The 20,025-nt window shown below is 37.4% G+C and carries 20 protein-coding genes; 17 read left to right on the top strand and 3 right to left on the bottom strand.

Annotation, left to right across the window (positions count from 1 at the left end; translation table 11 throughout):
- Positions 1-82: 82 nt before the first annotated feature.
- From IGL31_RS06725 to IGL31_RS06705, 5 genes are read left to right on the top strand one after another with little or no spacing between them, the layout of a single operon-like run.
- Complete coding sequence (locus IGL31_RS06725) at positions 83-655, top strand: dTDP-4-dehydrorhamnose 3,5-epimerase family protein (RefSeq protein ID WP_002324829.1); 573 nt, start codon at positions 83-85, stop codon at positions 653-655.
- Positions 656-687: 32 nt separating this feature from the next.
- Entirely contained in the window at positions 688-945 is a 258-nt protein-coding gene (locus IGL31_RS06720; RefSeq protein WP_086300095.1) for a hypothetical protein, read from the top strand.
- A gap of 37 nt (positions 946-982) precedes the next feature.
- Positions 983-1,624 (top strand): YfbR-like 5'-deoxynucleotidase, encoded by a 642-nt coding sequence (locus IGL31_RS06715; RefSeq protein ID WP_002288886.1) that lies wholly within the window; start codon positions 983-985, stop codon positions 1,622-1,624.
- Between the two features lie 42 nt (positions 1,625-1,666).
- Positions 1,667-2,359, top strand: coding sequence for a carbonic anhydrase family protein (locus IGL31_RS06710; protein WP_002321477.1), 693 nt, complete (start codon positions 1,667-1,669; stop codon positions 2,357-2,359).
- Complete coding sequence (locus tag IGL31_RS06705; RefSeq protein WP_086300094.1) at positions 2,356-3,258, top strand: LysR family transcriptional regulator; 903 nt, start codon at positions 2,356-2,358, stop codon at positions 3,256-3,258. The genes IGL31_RS06710 and IGL31_RS06705 overlap by 4 nt, the downstream gene beginning before the upstream one ends.
- Before the next feature lie 157 nt (positions 3,259-3,415).
- Here IGL31_RS06705 and efbA read toward each other — a convergent pair whose 3' ends face one another.
- The gene (gene efbA / locus IGL31_RS06700) at positions 3,416-5,122 is read right to left on the bottom strand and encodes a fibronectin-binding protein EfbA (protein ID WP_086300093.1); all 1,707 of its coding nucleotides are present in this window, start codon (positions 5,120-5,122) and stop codon (positions 3,416-3,418) included.
- Between the two features lie 189 nt (positions 5,123-5,311).
- Here efbA and IGL31_RS06695 point away from each other — a divergent pair, with 189 nt between their 5' ends.
- From IGL31_RS06695 to IGL31_RS06645, 11 genes are all read left to right on the top strand, one after another.
- Positions 5,312-5,935, top strand: a complete 624-nt coding sequence (locus tag IGL31_RS06695) for a hypothetical protein (RefSeq protein ID WP_002295864.1) — start codon at positions 5,312-5,314, stop codon at positions 5,933-5,935.
- A 449-nt stretch (positions 5,936-6,384) separates the two neighbouring features.
- Positions 6,385-7,434 carry a tryptophan ABC transporter substrate-binding protein gene (trpX, locus tag IGL31_RS06690; RefSeq protein ID WP_086300092.1) on the top strand — a complete coding sequence of 350 codons (1,050 nt, stop codon included), beginning with the start codon at positions 6,385-6,387 and terminating at the stop codon, positions 7,432-7,434.
- Positions 7,431-8,312: an ABC transporter permease gene (locus tag IGL31_RS06685; protein WP_002289631.1), complete on the top strand. Its 882-nt coding sequence runs from the start codon at positions 7,431-7,433 to the stop codon at positions 8,310-8,312. The genes trpX and IGL31_RS06685 overlap by 4 nt, the downstream gene beginning before the upstream one ends.
- A gap of 2 nt (positions 8,313-8,314) precedes the next feature.
- On the top strand, positions 8,315-9,085 hold the full coding sequence (locus IGL31_RS06680; RefSeq protein ID WP_086300091.1) for an ABC transporter ATP-binding protein: 771 nt from the start codon (positions 8,315-8,317) through the stop codon (positions 9,083-9,085).
- 278 nt (positions 9,086-9,363) lie between these two features.
- Positions 9,364-10,218 carry a shikimate dehydrogenase gene (gene aroE / locus IGL31_RS06675; RefSeq protein ID WP_002289627.1) on the top strand — a complete coding sequence of 285 codons (855 nt, stop codon included), beginning with the start codon at positions 9,364-9,366 and terminating at the stop codon, positions 10,216-10,218.
- Positions 10,219-10,395: 177 nt separating this feature from the next.
- A complete protein-coding gene (locus IGL31_RS06670; protein ID WP_086300090.1) occupies positions 10,396-11,559 on the top strand; it encodes an LCP family protein in 1,164 nt (387 codons plus the stop codon).
- 117 nt (positions 11,560-11,676) lie between these two features.
- Entirely contained in the window at positions 11,677-12,087 is a 411-nt protein-coding gene (locus tag IGL31_RS06665; RefSeq protein WP_002295867.1) for a VOC family protein, read from the top strand.
- 173 nt (positions 12,088-12,260) lie between these two features.
- Positions 12,261-14,489, top strand: a complete 2,229-nt coding sequence (gene topB / locus IGL31_RS06660) for a type IA DNA topoisomerase (protein WP_086300089.1) — start codon at positions 12,261-12,263, stop codon at positions 14,487-14,489.
- Between the two features lie 170 nt (positions 14,490-14,659).
- Positions 14,660-14,944: a hypothetical protein gene (locus IGL31_RS06655; protein ID WP_179189392.1), complete on the top strand. Its 285-nt coding sequence runs from the start codon at positions 14,660-14,662 to the stop codon at positions 14,942-14,944.
- Between the two features lie 165 nt (positions 14,945-15,109).
- Positions 15,110-15,346, top strand: a complete 237-nt coding sequence (locus tag IGL31_RS06650; protein ID WP_002289715.1) for an AbrB/MazE/SpoVT family DNA-binding domain-containing protein — start codon at positions 15,110-15,112, stop codon at positions 15,344-15,346.
- A complete protein-coding gene (locus IGL31_RS06645) occupies positions 15,343-15,741 on the top strand; it encodes a type II toxin-antitoxin system death-on-curing family toxin (protein ID WP_002306744.1) in 399 nt (132 codons plus the stop codon). The genes IGL31_RS06650 and IGL31_RS06645 overlap by 4 nt, the downstream gene beginning before the upstream one ends.
- 659 nt (positions 15,742-16,400) lie before the next feature.
- Here IGL31_RS06645 and IGL31_RS06640 read toward each other — a convergent pair.
- Positions 16,401-17,345, bottom strand: coding sequence for an L-lactate dehydrogenase (locus IGL31_RS06640; RefSeq protein WP_086300087.1), 945 nt, complete (start codon positions 17,343-17,345; stop codon positions 16,401-16,403).
- 296 nt (positions 17,346-17,641) lie between these two features.
- Positions 17,642-18,586: an AraC family transcriptional regulator gene (locus IGL31_RS06635; RefSeq protein WP_002296705.1), complete on the bottom strand. Its 945-nt coding sequence runs from the start codon at positions 18,584-18,586 to the stop codon at positions 17,642-17,644.
- Positions 18,587-18,805: 219 nt separating this feature from the next.
- Between IGL31_RS06635 and IGL31_RS06630 the strand changes: the two genes are divergently transcribed.
- The gene (locus IGL31_RS06630) at positions 18,806-20,020 is read left to right on the top strand and encodes an MFS transporter (RefSeq protein WP_113808908.1); all 1,215 of its coding nucleotides are present in this window, start codon (positions 18,806-18,808) and stop codon (positions 20,018-20,020) included.
- Positions 20,021-20,025: the final 5 nt, after the last annotated feature.

The following is a 20,025-nucleotide window of genomic DNA, read 5'->3' as shown; positions in this document are numbered from 1 at the left end:
TGTAGCTATACGTTCTAGAATGGGTTGACGATTGTATGATATGGTGGAATAATAGTCAAAAATGACTGTTAGGAGCATCAATATGACAACAAAAAGCAATTCTTTATCCACCTCTGAATCTAGTATCGAAGGCTTGAAAATCATCCATACAAAAATGGTGACGGATGATCGTGGAACAGTACGTGAGCTTTATCGACAAAGTAGTTATTCTGAAATCATTCCTTATGCTGTTTCTTCATGGAAACAGGTGAATCTAACTAGAACGAAACAAGGAGCAGTTCGTGGTCTTCACGGAGAAGCGATGTCGAAGCTGGTTACTGTTGCTCACGGCTCTGCTTTTGGTGTGTACGTAGATACAAGACCCCATAGCAAGACCATCGGCAAGGTTGTCACAGTTCTTCTAAAACCAGGGATCCAAGTTTTTGTTCCTCAAGGAGTATGCAATGGATTCCAAGCTCTTGACGATGATACAGAATATCTTTACTTTTTTGATAATGAATGGGTGCCCGGGATGCCGGGAGTCGCATTATGCCCGCTAGACTCTGAATTAGGCATTACATGGCCCATTCCTATCGATACCAATAATCCTGCACAAATATCTGAAAAAGATTTAAATGCTCCGAAATTTCGTGAAATTTTTGAACAAGAATCTTAGGCATATAATTAATTGATTGAGAGAAAAAATGATTGTCAATCAATATAAAAACAATCCAAAAACTGATTGCGAGAAGCATCTTTTCATCAGGTATGAAAAGAAACTTCTATCGTGATCAGTTTTTGATTTTTTTAAAATTCATTTTTCTAAGACTGGTTAGCAGAAAGAAGAGAATAATCTCTTCTCTTTTTTCTATTATATATAGATTTTCTCTATTTTTTGGTAAGGGAGCTGTTTCAAAAATGGTAAAGAGCGGAAATGTTGCGAATATCAGTTATTTAATGATATGATATTCGGAAAAAGAAATCTCAAAGGGAGGTAACTTTTATGGGATTGAATGAATTTATTTTAGGATTGAACAATTTAGAGACGATCACAAGGGCACCTGGATTTTTTAAATATACAGAGCATACAGTTGCAGCACATTCGTATCGTGTAGCATCTATTGCGCAAGTTCTAGGAGACATTGAAGAAGCGAATGGACAACCGATCGATTGGAAACTGCTCTATGAAAAATCATTGAATCATGACTACACAGAGCGTTTTATTGGTGATATCAAAACGCCGGTGAAATACGCAAGCAAAGAGTTAAGAGGGATGCTGCAAACAGTTGAAGAAAAGATGACGGACGAATTCATCAACCAAGAGATTCCAGCTGAGTTCCAAGAAGTTTATCGCCGTCGGTTGTTCGAAGGAAAAGATGAAACCGTAGAAGGAGAACTATTAGCCATTTCAGATAAGGTTGACCTTCTTTATGAATCTTTTGATGAAATCATCAAAAATAACCCGGAAAAAGTTTATAAGGAGATGTTCATTGAGGCAGTGACTACGATTAAAAGCTTTGAACATCGGCCTTCTGTTCAGTATTTCTTTAAAGAGATATTTCCGGAACTATTGAACCAGGAATTTTATGGAAAAGAGGCGTTTTTAGAAACCGTCTCAACGATTGTAAAGAAAGAAGAAAAATAAAAATGATATGAGATGCAGGGGGAAGTATAGTTGAAAAAGAATATGGATGTCGAATGGGGCTATTCTGGAGACAAAGGTCCGGAAAATTGGGCGAGTTTATGTGATTGGTTTGCGAGAGGTGCGGAATTTCCATTGCAGTCGCCTATTCATTTGACCAAGGGGGAAGAAACCAAAATAGAAGGAGACACGCTTTCCTTTCATTATCAAAAGCAACGGTTTACTGACAAGGAATTCAAAAACACGATTCATTTAGTACCTTTTGACCAACTCAGTTATGTAGAGTTCAAGAAAGAACGCTATTATTTGACAGATATTCATTTCCACTTGCCTTCTGAACATATCATCAACGGAAAACAGGAAGATATTGAATTTCATTTTGTTCATATGAACAGCAAAAAAGAGAATCTAGTTGTGGGTGTCATGTACCAGCTAATGGTACAGGAAGGTTGGCTGTATAATCAAGAAAATGGGGAAAGTTGGAACTTAGAAAAACATGAGCATTGGGTAAATCCGGATGTGTTCTTTCCGGAGCAAAAAAGCCATTTCCATTATATTGGCTCATTGACAACTCCGCCTACCAGCGGGCCAATCCAATGGTTTGTAATGGATCATGTAGGAAAACTGAACCAAGAGTTTCTTCTCCCCTTCGATGGTCAGTATGCTCGACCGAACAACCGACCAATCCAGCCCTTGAATGGAAGAGAAATTTATTATTTCGAGGAGTTTGAGCAATGAATATTCAGCAGATGAAATACGTGGTCGCTGTAGCAAACAATGGTAGTTTCAGAGAAGCGGCAAAGAAAATGTTTGTCTCCCAGCCAAGTCTTTCAGCTGGTATCAAAGAATTAGAAACCGAGTTAGGGATCACGCTGTTTACTCGAACGAATCGAGGGGCATATTTAACAGAAGAAGGGCAAGACTTCTTAAATCGTGCCGAGAAAATATTGGTCCAGCTTGATACATTAGAAACTCACTATCTAACGAGTGAAAAGAGAGACAATTTTTCGATCGCTGCCCAGCATTATGATTTCTTAGGTCCTTTGACCGCACAGCTACTCGAGGAATTCAAAGACGAGATCAAACAATTCCGGATCATGGAGACGACAACAGCGAGAGTGATCGAAGAAGTCAAAGAGCAGCACAGTGAGATCGGCATTATTTATATGAATGAGCATAATCAAGCTGGTATCAGAAGATATTTACAACAAGGAGAGCTAAGTGGCCGCAGCATTGGAAAATTCAAAACGCATATTTTTTTAAGGCAAGGACATCCATTAGCTGAACACGCAGAGATCACCAAAGAAGAATTGTTATCTTATCCTCAAGTTCGTTTTACACAGGATGGAAATAATTTCCCGTATTTTTATGAAGACCTTATCGAGATCCCTGATCAAGAAACAGTGATTTATACGAGTGATCGAGGTACTTTGATGAATATCGTTCTTGAAACTGATGCTTACGCTTCAGGATCTGGTATTGTGATTGGAGGGATTCGCGAGCATTTGCGGTTAATCCCTTTGGCAGAAGGCGAACTAAATGAATTTTATATCATTTATTCGGCGAAACGTCCGCTCAGTGAAATCGCTCAAAGATTTATCAAAGAGCTTACTCAGTTACTGGACCAGCAGAGCTAAGAAAAGCAGATGAGAACGCTGTTTATTGAACACCGTTAATCAAAAAAGAGGGGTTGTGACAGAATTTTGTCACAACTCCTCTTTTTGTAGCAAACAATTTATAACTAATTGCTGTTGTGGGAAAGTACGCAAATATGATTCTAGAAACATTCATTGATTACCTGTTTTGTTTCATAGCTGTAATTTTTTCTTCTTCTGGTGTCACGATAATCGTCTTTTGGTTTTCATAAATAACATAACCAGGCTTGGCGCCATTTGGTTTTCGGATATGCTTTACCTGTACAAGATCAACCGGCACTTGGGCAGAGTATCGGTATTTTGAAAAATAGGCAGCTAACTCGGCAGCTTCTGTAATTGTTTCATCTGAGGGCTTGACACTTTTAATGATGACGTGCGAACCGGGTATATTTTTTGCATGAAGCCAATAGTCGGTTTTTTTAGCTGTCTTCATTGTCAGCTGGTCATTTTGAAGATTGTTTTTACCAACAAGAATGAGCGTTCCGTCAGAAGAAAAGTATTGATCAGGCTGAGATGGTTTCTTACGTTTTTGTTTTTTTAAGTTCTTCTTTTTCAGGTATCCTTCTGAAGTCAATTCTTCTTTAATTGCTTCGATATCCATTGGGCCGGCAATTTCCAGTTGAGATAAGACAGATTCAAGATATTGGATTTCATCTTTGGCTTCTTGGATTTGTTCGCCAATCAGCTTAACAGCGTTCTTCAGCTTTTGGTAACGATGGAAATATTTCTGTGCATTTTGATTTGGTGTCAGCGCCGGATCTAGTGCTATTTTGATTGGCCGATCTTCTTCATAATAATTAGGTAAAACAACTTCTTTTGCGCCGCGTGGTACTTGTGTCAGAAAAGTAGTAAGTAGTTCGCCATCTCTACGGTAATTCTCAGCGTTTTCGGATTCTTTGAGTGTTTGTTCACGTTTTTTCAATTTATTTTTATTTCGTTTTAGTTCATTTTCGATTTTTCGAATCAGCTCTCCGCCTTGTTGTTTTGCCCGATCTTTCTCTGCTTTTTCGTGATAATAGCTATCTAATAATTGACTGAGTGTTGGATAAGCTGTTACAGCAGATGCCTGTTCGGACAATACCTGATAAGAAATCGGTGTGAAAAAATCTTTATTTTCCGTTTCGTAAAAAGTAGGAATAGGCTGATGGCTGATGGCTGAGAAAAATTCGTCCCATACAACCATCTTTTCATTAGGACGTTCCAGTAATCTTTTGGTCAGCTCTTGAGCGGTATCGAAACCGATTCCCTGAAACTGACGTTGGATTGCTTTTGGCTCTAGTTCAGTTTGGGAAAGCCGCTGAAAGATTTTTTCTTTCTCGGAGCTAAATGGGTTCAAGACCTCTTGTTTTGGCGGAGCAACATATTCTACACCAGGAAGCAAAGAACGATAAGTGTTTTGAGAGCTTCCAATGTGTTTGATCGCATCCAGTATTTTTCCAGTTTCTCGATTAACTAAGACGATCGTACTATGACGTCCCATTAATTCAACGATCAATATGATATTTTGTAGATCACCCAACTCGTTTCGTTTAGCAAAGTGGAAATGGATCACTCGATCATTTTCGATTTGTTCGATGTCTTCTAAAATAGCGCCATCCAAATATTTTCGAAGCATCATCACGAAGTTAGGCGGATTATCAGGATTCTGATAATCGATTTGGGTAATCTGTACACGAGCATAACTTGGGTGCGCAGATAATAATAATCGATGGTTTTTGCCGCGTGAACGAATCACCAGCACGATTTCATTTTCATAAGGCTGATGGATTTTCGAGATTCGGCCAGATAGTAACGTTTCACGCAATTCGTTGACCATCGCGTGGGTAAATACACCATCAAAGGACATGGTTCATTCCTCATTTCTTTTCATAAGTATATTCATTATAACGAAAAAAAGAAGAAAAACCAATTTGGCCGAATAGTAAAGCAAAAGTCTAGAAAAATCTTGGACTAATTACATAAAAAACAGTGTTTCTATCGTTGAAATCCAAATTTTTAGGTATAATAAAAAATAGGAGAAAAAGTAGAAAAGAAGGTGTTTGTTATTTGGGAAGTAGTTAAATCGAGAGTACAAGAAATGAATGAACATTTCTCAGTGTCATTCGCAGAAAATCCAAGTAAGTATTTTCGACGTCTTGTTTTTCTGCTCATCTTATCATTGCTGTTAACAGTTGCAATGTTTTTATTGCCGGAAAAAATCCGAGAAGAGCAAGTAAATAGTCTCGTTTATTCGTCCATACCAACCAGCAAATTGAAACCTTTTGATTACAGCAAAGCTGATCAGAAAATCAAACAAAGCCGGGCGATATCGGTGATGTTCAGCAAACCGAACGGGAAAACCTATCAGGACATGCTTGATGTTTTTAATGATCCTGAGCTTATGGAAGAATTGAATCGACCGATCTTTTATTATCCGATCGTTTATGATGTACATGAACTGGAACAAAAATATAACATACGAACGGATGAAGTGACATTTATTTTCTTTGATGGAGGAAAAGAAGCAAATCGGATAACTGCGGGTAAGGGAGGAATAACTGATTTTGATAAGGAGTTGATCCCTGAACTGAATCGACTTCCGTTAGCCAATATCAAACAATTAGAAGAAGAATTGGATAGAACGGGAGTAACTTCCCAAAATTCCGAGATTGCTAATTGAGACATTGGCGCGATGAAACGGTGGGTCTATATAGCGCTATTTTTAATTATCAGAACAAGTGATGTTTGATCTTCAAAATAACAAATAAAAAATAAAAAAATATAGTTGACGAAATTCAAAAATTCGATTAGACTTAAATCAATTCTTAAGGAAAGGGTGACCTGTAATGAACTTATCAAAACGTATTTCAGCAGAAAACAAAAAAAATTGGCGCAGCTGGCGTAGATAAGTTGTATTAATGGTGAGACTTTCCCATAGATACAACTTTTTAGAGTGCATTTCTAAAGCTTGTATCTATGCTAGACATGAACATTGACTGCCGCATAGATTAGAATCTATGCGGTTTTTTGTGTAAAGACAATGACCGCTTTGGCCATTGTCTTTTTTTGTAGACTGGATACTTGCCTAATTATAATAAATAAAAAGATTGACTTTGCAGGAGGAAAAAAATGAAAAACAAACGATTAATAACAGTTGTAGTAATTATTTTAGTTTATTTAGCAGGCGCATTTATTTATGGAAAAGCCTCAGGCGAAAAAGAAAGTACTTCGACGAACCAGACAAAAAAAACAACAGTTGTTGGGGTACTGCAATACGTGAGCCATCCGGCATTAGATGAGATTTATCGAGGAATCAAAGATGGTCTGAAAGAAGAAGGATTAAAAGAAGGAGAAAATCTTGAGATCAAATTTCAAAATGGACAAGCCGATCAGAGCAAGCTAGCCACAATGAGTCAACAGCTAGTACAATCTGATCCAGATGTCTTGATTGGAATCGCAACACCTGCTGCTCAATCATTAGCAAACACGACTTCATCGATCCCAGTTGTGTTAGGTGCTGTAACGGATCCTGTGGGGGCTGGATTAGTCGCTTCTTTAGAGAAACCTGGTGGTAATGTAACAGGTGTTTCTGATCAGCCGCCTGTTGCTTCACAAATCAAGCTTGCTTCTGATTTGTTGCCAAATGCAAAAAAAGTCGGAATCTTGTATGCTTCTTCAGAGGATAATTCAAAATACCAAGTAGTACAAGCAGAAGAAGCTGCAAAAAAAGAAGGGTTAGAATCAGTAAAATATGCGGTGCCTTCCACTAATGAGATTGCACAAACCGTTCAAGTGATGAGCCGACAAGTCGATTTTATCTATGTTCCATTAGATAATACCATTGCCAATGCGATGCAAACAGTGGTAAAAGAAGCAAACAAAGCAAATATCCCCGTCATTCCATCTGTGGATACAATGGTGGAACAAGGTGGACTAGCAACAATCGGGATCAATCAATATCAATTAGGGCTTCAAAGCGGTAAGATGGCAGCAGAACTTGCGAGTGGAAAAGAAAAACCGGAAACGACGCCTGTTTATACATTTGATCAAGGGGATACAGTGATCAATCAATCTCAAGCTGATCGCTTAGGAATCATTGTTCCCCAATCGATGAAGGAAAAAGCCAAAATCATTACAGATGACTCGCAGCAAGAAACATCTAAGGAGGATGACAAATGATCGTATCAGCTATTTCACAAGGCATGCTTTGGGCAATATTAGGATTAGGGATTTTCATGACTTATCGGATCTTAGACTTTCCTGATATGACGACAGAAGGGTCCTTCCCATTAGGTGCTGCTGTCTGTGTGACAGCTATTACTCATGGGGTAGCGCCGATTGTAGCTACATTATTAGGCGTAGGTGCTGGCATGATAGCAGGACTCGTTACGGGGTTACTTTATACAAAAGGAAAGATACCGGTTATTTTAGCAGGGATTTTAGTGATGTCAGGATTGAACTCAGTTATTTTGTTTGTGATGCGAACACCAAATCTTTCTTTATTGAATCATCCGATTCTACAAGACAGCTTCCATCGCTTTGGGTTACCTGATTACTTTGACACAGTCCTTCTTGGCTTCATCTCTTTGGGCATCTTGATTGCTGTACTGCTATTCTTCTTCAATACAGATTTGGGTCAAGGCTATATTGCGACAGGAGACAACGAAACGATGGCTCGGTCGTTAGGGATAAAAACCGATCGTATGAAAATTTTAGGTTTAACTTTGTCGAACGGTGTCATTGCATTATCCGGTGCGCTGATTGCCCAGAACGACGGATATGCAGATGTAAATAAAGGGATTGGCGTAATCGTCATCGGTCTTGCTTCCATCATCATCGGTGAAGTGATCTTCCAAGAATTGACGCTAGCAGAAAGATTGATTGCTATTGTTGTCGGCAGTATCATTTATCAGCTATTGATTTTAGTAGTAATCAAACTAGGGTTTGACACGACTTATCTGAAGTTGTTCTCCGCTATCATCTTAGCTATTTGTCTGATGATCCCGCAATTGAAGAAAGCACTGAACTTAAAAACGGGTTTTGAGAAGGAGGCATAGTAATGACTGATATATTGACAATCAAAAATGGCAGAAAAGTCGTAAACAATGGAATGAATGAAGAGAAAGTACTATTGGATGAAATTAACCTTACAATCAGAGAAGGGGACTTCATCACTGTCCTTGGCGGGAATGGTGCTGGAAAAAGCACACTGTTCAATACGATCGCTGGTACGCTTCAACTCAGTCAAGGATTAATCTCTTTTAAAGATCAGCTGATCACAAAAGATTCAGAAGAAAAAAGAGCACGATTCCTTTCTCGAGTTTTCCAAGACCCCAAGATGGGAACGGCTCCTCGGATGACAGTAGCAGAAAATTTGCTACTTGCACAAAAAAGAGGTCAAAAACGGAAATTCCGTTTACGTAACTTGAAAAATCAAAAAGAAGATTTTTTCAGACTATGTCAAGAAGTCGGTAATGGCCTAGAGCAACACTTGGATACTCCAGCGGGTGAATTATCTGGTGGTCAACGCCAAGCATTAAGCTTGCTGATGGCGACGATCACAGCTCCTGAGTTACTATTATTAGATGAACATACTGCAGCTTTAGATCCTAAAACAGCTAAAGCATTAATGCGATTAACAAATCAGCGGATCAATGAACAAAAATTGACTTGTCTCATGATCACGCATCGAATGGAAGACGCCTTGAAATACGGAAATCGTCTGATCGTACTCCAAAAAGGGAAAATCGTTCAAGATATTTCTGAAAAAGAAAAGCAACATTTGACAATGGGCGACCTTTTGCAGTTCTTTGAAGAAGTAGTGGATTGATTTCGACAGAAAAATTCCTTTCAGTAGAAGGACTTGAAAACTCATTGACATCTTCCTTTGATTCATCCTATACTTAAAACAATAAACAATTAAACATATTTGGGTGTTTTGTAGGATCACGTAGTCAATGATTTTAACAATTAAATAGAATATTCTTTGCTCTGACAAGTAAACGATGAGAAAAGAATTTGCTACTTTGCCACCTAGACGTTTCGTACTTTTTCGTATCAAACGCTAAGTGGCTTTTTTTATTGAAGTAAGAACAAAGGAGGAATAAGATGATTTCTGGACAAACCAAATTAGCTGGGCTCTTTGCTGATCCTGCTTCTCACAGTTTATCCCCATTGATGCACAATACTGCTTTTGAAGCAAACAACATCGATGCGGTGTATTTAGCTTTCCAAGTAAATCCAATGAATTTGAAGCAAGCAGTCGAAAGTATTCGAACTTTTGATATGTTAGGTGTAAATCTTTCGATGCCGAATAAAACAGCGGTTATTCCTTATCTGGATGAGGTAAGCCAGGAAGCGCAATTGATCGGAGCGGTGAATACGATCGTGCACGAAAAGGGTCGTTTGATTGGCTATAATACCGATGGTGCGGGCTTCATGCAATCCGTGCAAGAAGCTGGGATTTCGATCAAAAAGAAAAAAATGACTCTACTGGGAGCTGGAGGTGCAGCAAAGGCAGTCACTGTTCAAGCAGCGTTAGACGGCGCTGAGGAAATCGTAGTTTATAAACGAAACAACCAAACATTCGCTCAAGTAAAAGAAACATTCGAACAACTCAGCTATCGAACTTCTTGTAAGATAAAAGTTCGTGACTTTGCCGATACGCATCAATTAAGAAAAGACTTGAAAGAAAGCTGTCTTCTAGTCAATGCAACAGATATCGGGATGGGAAAGAAAATCAATCAGTCACCGCTCTTAGATATAAGCATGATGCATGAGAATCTAGCGGTTTTTGATTTGATTTATGCACCTAGAGAAACACGTTTATTAAAAGAAGCAAAAAAAGTAGGAGCAAAAGGATACAATGGACTTGGCATGTTGATCTACCAAGGAGCAATCGCGTTTGAATTATGGACAAAGGAAAAGATGCCGATCCATGTGATTGAAAAGCTGTTTGATTAAAAAAGGATAATAGATAAAGATCTTTTATTCTCGCATAAACGGTCTCAAGAAAAGTAATCCTTTATGTATCGAAGCATTTATTTCGTTATTTTTTATTAAATTATCAAAAAATGATAGGCTTTTGTCGATTGGTTATCGTATCCTTTATTTATCAGTAAGAAACGAGGAGGAACCACAATGAGTCGGATGGATCGCTATAAGGACATCCATAAGAAGGCGAAACCTCTGAAGCGGGATACGGGGAGTATTTTTGCTAGAAGAGAACGAAAACGAACGCGTATGGAAAATGAGGAAGATGCTACCCGTATTTATGAAAGAGAGCAGCATTCATTTGAACATTTGAACCAATACGAGCAACAGATATACAGAGATGCACCAAGAGCAGAAGAACAACAAAAAAATAAAAAATTTTTCAATCGGCAAAAGAAGAACAAACCGTTAAAACCTCGAAGAAAGCGATCGTGGAAAAAAATCATTCTATCGATTTTGCTTGTTTTGATCCTTTATTCAGGTATCTCATTTTTTATTGGTAAATATGTAGCTGAACATGACACAAGCTTAGAGGCAGCGACTTCAGAAACCTTTCATGGGCAAAAAGCGACGAATGGTGCGCATAATATTTTGATCCTTGGAAGTGATACACGCGGAGAAGATGCCGGGCGAGCCGATACGATCATGGTCTTACAGTTGGATGGTCCTTCCCATAAGCCGAAACTGATTTCTTTTATGCGTGACAGCTTCGTTACGATCCCAGGGGTAGGACAAAATAAGATCAATTCAGCTTATGCATACGGAGGAGCCGATCTAGTGCGTCAAACTTTAGTAGAAAATTTTGGAATCGATTGTCAATACTATGCGAAAGTCGATTTCAAATCGTTTGAAAAAGTGATCGATGCCTTATTCATGAACGGAGTGAAGATCGATGCAGAAAAAGATCTGAATCTGGATGGTGTAGATATTAAAAAAGGGGTCCAGAAGATGGATGGACATGTTCTTTTGCAGTACGCACGTTTCCGAATGGATGAAGAAGGAGACTTTGGCCGTGTCAGACGCCAACAGCAAGTAATGAATGCTATCTTCAGCCAATTGAAGAATCCATTGAATCTGATCCGTGCGCCTTATGCAGCTGGTAAAGCTTTAGGGTATACATCCACAGATGTCACTGCTTGGTTCTTAACGAAAAACCTCTTTTCGATTGCACGAGGAGCTGGTGGCATTGATCGAATAAGTGTGCCAGTAGACGGTTCGTGGAATTATGGGCAAAGTGATTATGCTGGCAGTATTCTTGAAATTGATAATCAAATGAATCAATCTGCTATTACAGATTTTTTGAATAAATGATCATAAAAAAGATTAAGAAGAAGCTGCGCAAGGCTTTTGTCATGAATCAATCAAACGATTCACTCGTAAAAAACGCTTTCTTATGGTAGATTATAACCAAGAAAGGAGCTGTTTTCATTGGATATCTATCTGAACTTCAAAAATGAGTCTCGTGAAGCCATCGCTTTTTATGAAAAAGTTTTTCAGACTGAAGCATCAGGTATCACCACATACGGTGAAATGCCTGGAATAGAACAAATGAACTTGCCAGAAGAAGCAAAAAATCTAATCACGAATGCACGGCTGAACATTTATGATACATTAGTTATGTTTGCAGATACGCCAGAAGGAATTGGTCCTGAATTAGTTGTGGGAAATAATGTTTCTTTAGTCATCCAGACAAGAAATGAAGAAGAAACGAAGCGCCTATTTGAAAGCTTAGCTGAGGGTGGTAAGATTGAGATGCCACTGGATGCTGTTCCGTGGGCTCAATTATATGGGATGGTAACTGATCGATTTGGCATCAACTGGCAGATCAACCAAGAGTGACAGCTAAAGATGAATATTTTTTGGAAACATCATGCAGCAAACGGAACATCGTTTGTTTGCTTGATGTTTTTTGTGCCTATTTCGACTATACGGTATCTTTTTTTTATTGCCAGATGCGAAAATATGTTCCATAATAGAGAAGTCCGCAAAAATCAAGTAACGGAGGTCAGAAGATGAAGACGGTGATACTAGCTGAAAAACCTTCACAAGCAAAAGCCTATGCCGAAACCTTCCAACAGCGAAAGCGACATGAAGGGTATTATGAAATCAGCGATCCATTGTTTGCTGGTGAAGTAACCATCACTTATGGTTTTGGACATTTGGTAGATATGGTTGCTCCAGGAGCTTATGAAGAGCGTTGGGCAAAATGGTCGTTAGAAAATTTGCCTATTTTCCCAGAAACCTTCCGTTACGAAGTTCCAAGGGACAAACGTACACAATTTTCGATCGTAAAACGAGAGTTACAGTCAGCTGATACCATCATTATTGCAACAGATGGTGATCGAGAAGGTGAAGCCATCGCGTGGTCGATTATTCGACAAGCAAACGCATTTTCTAAGGAAAAGAACTATTTACGTTTATGGATCAATTCTCTTGAAAAAGAAGCAATCTATGATGGTTTTAAGAATCTTCAACCTGGGAAGAACTATTTTCCAAAATATAAAGAAGCGCAAGCAAGGCAGAACGCTGATTGGCTGATTGGAATGAATGGAAGTCCATTATATAGCTTGCTACTTCAACGAAAAGGGATTGATGGCAGTTTTTCTCTTGGTCGTGTACAAACACCGACACTCTATATGATTTATCAGCTGCAAGAAGAAATCAAACACTTCAAAAAAGAAACGTACTTTGAAGGAGAAGGTTTAATTACCACAAACAAAGGGCAGTTTTCTGGAAAAATCGTACCAAAAAAAGCATTTAAAACCCAAGAAGAGTTAACGAAGGAAATAGAAAAACTTGGAGCGCATTTAGGTAAGCAAAACGGACGGATTCTTGAAGTTACGAAAAAGGAAAAGAGGTTGCATAGTCCACGTTTATTTTCGCTATCTAGTTTGCAGACAAAGATGAATCAGCTAATGAAAGCAAGTGCCAAAGCTACACTTGATGCTGCTCAAGGATTGTACGAAAGCAAGTTTCTAAGCTATCCAAGAACGGATTCCTTTTACATTACAGAAAATGAGCATCAGTATCTGGTTAAACATCTGCAAAATTATAAAAAATTTTTAGGAATAGAAGAAGTACAGACAACTGAGATCAAAGCAAAGAAACGATATGTCGATGCGAAAAAAGTTCAAGAACATCATGCAATTATTCCGACAAAGACGATCCCGACTTCTGCACGCTTTGCGAAGCTTTCCAAATTACAGCAAGCAATCTATTTGCAAGTTTTGCGCACTACTGTGGCTATGTTTGCTGCAGATTATATCTACGAAGAGACGACCGTAACGACGGGCGTACAGCAATTAAAGCTAAAAAGCATCGGAAAGATCCCATTACAGCAAGGTTGGCAGGAAATCTTACGCATCAAGTCAAAAAAGAAAGAAGCTCAGACTCTTCCTCCTATCGTAGAAAATGAAGAAGCAGAAGTAGAACTGAAAAGTATGGAGAAAGAAACACAACCTCCAAAACCCTATACCGAAGGAACGTTGATCACAGCAATGAAAACTGCGGGAAAAACGCTGGATAATGATGAAGCGCAAGAAATTCTCAAAGAAGTAGAAGGAATAGGGACAGAAGCTACACGAGCCAATATCATTGAAAATCTTAAGCAGAAGCATTACATCGAAGTCAATAAAAACGAAATAACTGTTACGCCAAAAGGAATCACTCTTTGTAAGGCAGTAGCCAATGAACCATTACTGACGAGCGCAGAAATGACTGCGCGCTGGGAAGGGTACTTGAGAAAAATTGGTAAACAAGAGGGGACACCATCTGTTTTTTTAGAGAATATCAAAAAATTCATCCTACATTTATTAGCAGAAGTTCCTAATCAAATCGACAAGGTAGACTTTTCAGATGAGATTAGCGGGACACGTCAGATAAAAGCGATGGAGAAGAAAAACGATCAATTAGGAAGATGTCCAAAATGTAAAAAGGGAATAGTCATGCTTTATCCTAAAATCGCTACATGCTTGAATCCGGAATGCGACTTCAAATTGTGGCCAACAGTAGCTAAAAAGAAGCTGACTAAAACGAATCTCAGAGATTTGCTTTCAAAAGGAAAGACAAGTAAAGTTGTCAAAGGTTTTACTGGTAAAAAAGGGAAATTCGATGCAGTTTTAGTATTAAAAGAAGATATGACAATCGGTTTTTCTTTTCCATGGATCGAAAACAGTGGAACAAAAGCAGTTGATGGAAACAAAGAAACATCAAGAAAAAATAATGAAAACGAAGTAGAGTAAATGAAAACAATGAAATAGCGGAATATTTATTCCGAAAAGTGAGAATATAAATACCAATAAAACTAAAAAATATCAGTGAATCAAGCAAAAATGTTGGGGTAGGCTGATTTTATATAGATAGCAAGGAGTTTTTTTATTTGAAAAAAGTGCATTCATTTTTAAATTATCTTATGGGAGCAATCACGATTGTGGCTGTGTACCAAGCATTTCTAAAGTATCCTGATTACGGGACGAAGTTGTTGTCATTGACGCACAATCAAACAGCATATTCACCAACGTTGATTTTATCGACTTTGACTGCAGGAGCTAAAAGCGCTACTTATTTTTTTCATAAAACGACAAGCATGCTAAAGCGAAAGAAACAGCGAAAACAATTGTTGATGGTGGTAGCGGCTATGATCATTATTTATTTTCTACCAGTTATTACACAAGTATTTTATCAATATTTTGGTTAAGAATACGAGAGTTTGTGACAAAAGTCATGTCACAAACTTTTTTCTTTGTCATTTTTTCGTAAGAAAAAGAAAAAGAAAAATAAAAGTATATACATTGATTAAATGTATATACTTGGATATAATGTACTTACTATAGAATGAGAATGGTATAGAGGGTGGCGAAATATGAAAAAAATGAAAAAGTATAAAATTAGAAAATCTGGCAATAGCGATGTGACAACTATCCCACCAGAAGTAAAAGAATTTATGGGTGTGCAGACAGGTGACGCAATCAGTTATGTTTTTCAATCTGATGGTTCTGTACGAATGATCAAAGCACAAGAAGAACCTGATATTGATTCATTAGTTGATTCGATCATGAATCAATATGAAGACGCGTTAAAAGATTTGGTTGATTTATGAGGTATCTTTCGACTAAAGAAATTATCAAAATCAACGCGAAAGTTATTTTACGTCACTCGCCAGGCGAAATGATCGGTGTAAAAGATGCAAATGCATTAGATATGGCCGTCAAACAGCCTTCACAAGCAGTATTTAATCAAGAACTCTATCCCGAAGTCTATGAAAAAGCGGCGATTTTAGCAATTAATTTAGCTAAAAAACATCCTTTTCATAATGGCAATAAACGAACTGCTCTTGTTGCCATGTTGTTGTTTCTTCAATTGAATAATTGTCCAGTTGCTTTTTCTCGTCAAGAAGCTGTTGATTTTATCATAATGATTACCACTAGTTCATTGGATTTCGATTCACTAAAGTCCAAGATAACCAATTATTTACGACAAACCGCAATAAAATGAACGAATTAAAAACTTTATTTCTCAATTAGATCAGCATGTCATTAAGGAATATGCTGATTTTTTTGTATGGTTAATCATACAAAATAGTTTTTTCATAAAAATATGGATTAATTTTGAAATAATTGATTTAAAAGGAATACAACAGAGTGGATAGTAGGAAATAGTGGTTTAGAACTAGTGGACTGGTTTTTTATATATTTTAGTTTACATAATATATATTATACAAAGTAGATTCAAAAAATGATAAACCTCTCTCGAACGGTTTTTTATCAAAAATCGTCATTTTTCCATCAAAATCTGCTTATGCAAAATTATAAAAAAATTTTGCAGTTTTTCTTACTTTTTTTGTCGTTTAATTGAATGATAAAAACCAGTTTCTTTATTCAGTTAATCAAATATGAACGAATTAGATATGAATCATTGTATTTGCCGTTGCGGAAGGATTTTTTAATTAACCACAGATAAACATTGATAACGATTCGCTTATTGTAATCAACAGATTAAATTTCATATGTTCATATGTACGGATACATTTTTGGACCGATTAATTTTAACCATTCTGTTTATTTGCTTACCTATTAGATATCAATAAAAAACTGCTTAACAGCTATTTCAGCTGTTAAGCAGTTTTAGGATTTTTAGTTCATATTCATTGTTTCTTATAATACAGTGTTCAATACTTCTCTTAAAGCACTTGTTGATTTGCTGAACATTGCTTTTTCTTCTTCGTTGATTGATAATTCAACAACTTCACGAACACCATTTTCGTCAACGATTGATGGCACACCTGTAAAGATATCTTTTTCGTCGTATTCACCAGTTAAATAAGCAGATACAGGCAATACAGCTTGTTCGTTATTCAAGATAGCTTTTACGATACGTGCAGTACTCATACCAATACCATAGTAAGTTGCTTTTTTACGATCAATGATCTCATAAGCAGCATTACGGACTTTATCAGCAATCACATTTAATTCATCTTGGGCAATACGATGGTCTTTTTCTACAATTTCAAACACTGGTTTACCACCGACAGTTGTATGTGACCATGCAGCAACTTCTGAATCACCATGTTCACCTAAGATATAGCCGTGGACGCTGCGTGGGTCAACTTTTAATTTCAATGCGATTTCTTTACGGAAACGAGTTGTATCCAATGTTGTTCCAGTACCGATAACACGTGATGTTGGCAGACCAGATTCGTTCCAAGCGATATATGTCAAAATATCTACTGGGTTTGAAGCAACAACGATAATACCGTCGAATCCTGATCCCATGATTTCTTTTACGATTTGGCGCATGATTGACGCATTTGTTTTAACTAAATCTAAACGAGATTGACCAGGTTTTTGGTTGATACCAGCTGTGATAACAACGATATCAGCATCTTTACATTCTTCATAGCCACCTGACCATACAGCCACATTTTCATCGCCCCAAGCCATACCATCTAAAAGGTCCAATGCTTCCCCTTCTGCTTTTTCTTGATTCACATCGATCAATACTAATTCATTAGAGATTCCTTGGTTGATCATTGCATAAGCGATACTTGTTCCAACAAAACCTGTACCGACGATTACTACTTTACGACTTGTTTTTTTCATGAATAAACAGCTCCTTTTCATAACTATTTGTTACTTTCATGAAAAGTATAGTCTTGTTTATTCATTTTATCAACATGTTAATTATAATAGTTGTTATTATAATTTTTAATGGAAACGAATTCCTGAATACGCATAACAGATAAATGACAAATGTTTACACCTATATCCCCTGATAATACAACCAAAAGTTTAGAACTGAAAATAAATCCAAAAAAAATTCGCTGCAACGATATAATAAGACAGCAACCGCACCTAAAACAATTTTCCTTCATATGCTTTAGTGAAAGATTTTCTTCTTAATGTTTGTTTCTCCATTCATTGGGAGTACATGTTGAATACTTTTTGAATAATTTGAATAAAGAAGTCGTTTGTTTATATCCGATACGATTAGCGATTTCTTCCAACGAAAAACTCGTTTCTTGAATCAATTCCAACGCAAAGTCGAATTTTTTCTTTAGAACCAGTTCTTGAAAGGAAGCATCAAAATACATTTTCAATTTATTACTAAGATAGACCGGATTGTAGCCAAAATGAGCTGCTGTTTCTTTTAACGTACAAGAAGTAAAATGCTTATCGATATAATCTAATACTCTAAGCATCTCATTTTCTGCGCATCCATCTGCTGATGAAAAGCTTTGTTGTTCTAATAAATGAGTCAATTCGATCAGTAATAGTGATGTATAGAGATTTAACGATCGGATCTTATGACTGTATGTATCAAAATAAATCAACAGCATATTTTCAATCAAATGCGTCAAACGACTTGTTTTTCCGCCGCGAAAATGAATGAATTGTGTATGTTCCCCTTTTTCTTTTGATGCATTGATCAAAAAAGAAGAAAGTAGATTATTTGTGCTTGCCAAATGATTCAATATCTCTGTAGATAAGGTTTCTTCTTTTAATAAGATGTTGATTAAAATATCCTCTTGCCCTGTGTATTCGATTCTTTGAGTAGCTTCTTTATCAATGATCACCACGTCACTTTCTTCCATCTCTATCCTTTCTCCATTGATAATTTGTAAACATGTACCGCTATACATATAATTGATTTCAACAAAATCATGTGTATGCTCGGGAACTTCCGCATATCGACGGTGTTTACTGATATGAATATTTCCCTGTTGAAATAGATCTCCTCGGTGGATTTTTGGCGGTGTCTGAAGATGGTAAGCTAAGTTTAAATCATTGATATTCATTCCTTGTTCACGCTGCAGAGTTTCGATTGATTCTTCGTTACGCAAAAAAGTGTCTAATTCAGCTAGTTCCAATTGACTCCCTCCTTTTTGTAAGTGGTTTCTTTCGCTTATTAGTTTACGCTGTACTGCTATTATATGCAAAGCCATTTTTGGTTTCATAAAGACTTTCTATGGTTGGGACATGAACTTCCTGTGATTCCGCTATTGAGAGAATAACCACTTCATACTATATTTTTGATAAGCGCTTACAAAAATGAAAGGAACATGCTTATGAATAAAAAGATGATGAAATTTTCTCTGCTGTCAGTATCTCTTATTCTGACTTCTGCTGGTGCAGTCACGTCTGCAATTCCCAGTATGTCAGCTACTTATGCCACGCGTTCTTTATCTGCTGTTGAATTATTAACGACTGCTCCCTCCTTTATGGTCACTATTTTTGTTTTGATTAGTAGTTTTATTGCTAGGAAAATCGGACAAAAACAAACTGTGATCATCGGATTAGTGATTGCATCGATTTGTGGTATCCTCCCCCTCTTCTCACAAAGTTACAGTATTGTCTTAGCTTCAAGAGCTGGACTAGGTATTGGCTTTGGATTGATCAATTCTTTGGCAGTCAGCATGATTGCTGCCTTTTATCACGGAGATGAACGAGCCTCTATGATTGGTTTTCAAAGTGCATTTCAAGGATTTGGTGCAGCTTTAATGACATTTGTTGCAGGACAGCTAGTACAGTTCGGTTGGCAATATACCTTTTTAGTCTACGCCATCAGCTTACCTATTCTTGTCTTGTTTGTTTTGTTTGTTCCTACACCTGAAACAACTGAACTTCAATCACATGGCACAGCCCCAACAAGACAAGTAATCAAAACGAATCCTAAAATGATTAGTTATGGTATTTTTCTCTTGCTGGTCATCGTGGTATATAATGCTGTATCGATTAAATTAGCCACAGTCCTGACGACTTATTCTCTAGGAAACGAAACTAATGCAGCGAATATCTTAACAATCATGCAATTGGCAAGTATGGCTGCCGGAGTTTGTTTTGGCTGGCTTCAGACAAAAGCACATCGCTATATGCTTACACTTTCTTTACTACTGATGGGAATCGGCTTTGTATTGATTGCCACTGTGATAAACCTGTATGTGATTGGGTTTGGTGCGATCCTAACAGGAATTTCTTTTTCGTTATTCATTCCTTACTTATTCAACCAAGTAAGTATCCAAGCGCCCAAGCACGCGGAGAGTTTCAATACTTCAATCTTATTGGTTGGCGCTAATTTAGGTACTTTCATTGCACCATATGGTTTGCTCTTTCTCTCTTTTGCTTCTCTTGGGAGTAAAACACTTGCTGTTTTCGTCAATGGCAGTATCTTGCTGTTGATTAGCGCGCTTATTAGCCTTCTAGTAGTACACAGGACGAATAGAAAGACAGTGATAAGAGTAGATGAAGAAATAAAAGAACAATTGACAACAAAATAAATTTG

Origin of the sequence: Enterococcus sp. MSG3290, from assembly GCF_050555565.1 — a bacterium.
Classification (GTDB): domain Bacteria; phylum Bacillota; class Bacilli; order Lactobacillales; family Enterococcaceae; genus Enterococcus_B; species Enterococcus_B faecium.
The sequence above is the reverse complement of the archived record's forward strand: the minus strand, read 5'-3'. Positions and strand labels throughout refer to the sequence as shown.